Genomic DNA, 2,117 nt, shown 5'->3' on the forward strand with positions numbered 1-2,117 from the left:
CCCGGGCGGCGGCACGCGTGCCCGCCCGGTACGCGGCGATGGCCCCCGCGCGGGCGGCACGGACATCCGCGCCGTTCTCCAGCGGCCGTTGCCCCGCCGGGCCGGACCCCGCGGTCCCGCCGGAGACCCCGTTCGCTCCCGGCACCGGCAGCCCTCCGGCCGCCCGTGCCTGGATCGCGGCCCGGCGCGCGGCCTCGGGATCGGCGTCCGCGGACGGAACCGCGCCCGCTCCGGCACCGGCGCCCGAGGATCCCTGCCCTCCCCCGGCGATCGGAGGCGTGCCCCCGCCCGCTCCGCCGTCCTCGAAATCCTCCTGGGCCGGTACCGGGTCGTACCCGCACAACGCCTCCTCCGCGGCGCCGACGGCCAGGCCGGTCAGCATCACGCGGCCGTCGTCGCAGACGAGCACCGTGCGGGCGGTGATGTTGCGGTGCACCCAGCCGTGCGCGTGCAGCACCCGGAGTGCCATGAGCACATCGGCGGCGACCTCGGCCGCCCGGTACGGCGACAGCGGCTGCTCGGCGAGCAGCGCGGCCAGCGGGCGCGCGGCCACCAGCTCGCTGACGATCCACAGCGACCCGCCCTCGGCGAACACGTCGAAGACCTGGTCGAGGCGCGGATGGTCGGGGATGCGGGCCGCCGCCTGGGCGGCCTCGACGGCACGCCGTACGGCCGGGTCGGCGGGCCGCCGGGTGGCGGTCCGGGCGTCCGGCGCCCGCCGGGTACCACGCTCACGTGCGGTGAAGCCCTCGGGCAGTCCCTCCGCGTCGAGCACCTCGGCCTCGACGACCTCGGGCAACGGCACCTGCCGGACGAGTACTTCCTGGCCGCTGTAGGTGTCGAAGGCGCGGGTCTCGGTGAGTTCGTACTCGTCGGAGGGCGGCAACGGCAGGCGGTAGCGGTCGGCGAGCACCCGACCCGCGTAGTCGTCCACGTCGTTGCCTCCCCCGGCCGCCCGGTCGGTCACTTCCGTTCGCCTCACGACCGTTTCGCACGCACTTCCGGCTGCGTACGGTCCGCAACCATTCACGATACGTGCCGGAGGCAACCCGCACCGAGTGGATGACGGATTCTCACGCCCCGAACCGTCGCCGAGCGCCTATGACTTGGGCTCGAAGGACGTGGTGAGCGTCTTCCAGGTGTCCTTGCGCAGCTCGCTGTCCCAGTTCGCGGCCTTCGCCGTGTACATCAGCCCGTAACCGAGATGGCCGTTGACCACGAACCCCCGGTCGATGGTGCGGTACTCGGTGCCGCCGTCGACGTACGTGAACTCCCAGTCGGCCGTGTTCCAGCCGCGGTAGTCGACCTTCTCGATGCGGATCCGCTGGTACTGGGAACGCACCATCCCGCGCTCCTGGTTGTTCCAGTCCGCCACCGGGTCGCTCTTGGGGCTGTCGGTCCAGCCGATGAGCAGCTTCTGCCCGTCGGGACCGGTGTAGCGGTCACCCCCGCTGTCGGTGGACTGGTACGACCACCCCTTGGGCAGCCCGATCGAGTACCCCTGGCCGCCCTTGCGGGTCGTCACCACCGGCGCGCTCCCGCCGGCCTTGGCACCGGACTTGCCGGAGGAACCGGCCGGGCCGGAGGTGGACGCGCTCGCGTCGACGGCGTTGCCCGACGCGGAACCGGTGCCGCCCGACGACGGGCTCGCCCCGCCGCCGGTGCTCTTGTCGCCCTTGTCCTGCTTGGTCGACGCGCTCGCGCTCGCCGCGGCCTTGGCCCCGCTGCTCTTGCCGTCCTTGCCGTCGCCGCTCAGGGCGATGGCCAGCACGGTGCCGATCACCGCGAGGACGACCACCACGGCGATGATCACCAGCGTGCGCTTGGGCACCACGTCGGTCAGCGGCGCCCTCGGCACCGGCCGCGGCGGCAGGTCCAGGTCCGGCGGCGGCATCACGGGCCAGCCCGAACTCGGCTTGTTCGCGCTGGAGTTCGGCCCACCGGCAGCACCGGGGGCTCCGGCAGCAGGACCCGTCTGTCTCCCGGCGGATCCGCCGCCCCCACCGGAGGCCGCGGGCCGCGATCCGCCGGAGGCGGATGTGGGGCGCGCGCCGCCCGAGGAGGACGTCGGGCGCGCTCCGCCGGAGGAGGCCGGCCGCGTCCCGCCCTGGGCGGCA

2 protein-coding genes and 1 pseudogene are annotated in these 2,117 nt (G+C 74.4%); 1 reads left to right on the forward strand and 2 read right to left on the reverse strand.

The window, feature by feature from the left end; all coding sequences use genetic code 11:
• Together ABT288_RS49835 and ABT288_RS49840 are read right to left on the reverse strand one after the other, a co-directional pair.
• On the reverse strand, positions 1-934 hold a 934-nt coding region (locus ABT288_RS49835; RefSeq protein ID WP_351623437.1), incomplete at its 3' end, for a protein kinase.
• A 165-nt stretch (positions 935-1,099) separates the two neighbouring features.
• Complete coding sequence (locus ABT288_RS49840; protein WP_502973033.1) at positions 1,100-1,831, reverse strand: serine/threonine kinase C-terminal domain-containing protein; 732 nt, start codon at positions 1,829-1,831, stop codon at positions 1,100-1,102.
• On the opposite strand from ABT288_RS49840, the pseudogene ABT288_RS50485 reads away from it, so the two are divergent.
• Positions 1,818-2,117, forward strand: a pseudogene (locus ABT288_RS50485) (hypothetical protein); the annotation flags it as partial. The gene ABT288_RS49840 and the pseudogene ABT288_RS50485 overlap by 14 nt on opposite strands.

This window comes from Streptomyces sp. NPDC001093 (genome assembly GCF_040298985.1).
GTDB lineage: Bacteria > Actinomycetota > Actinomycetes > Streptomycetales > Streptomycetaceae > Streptomyces.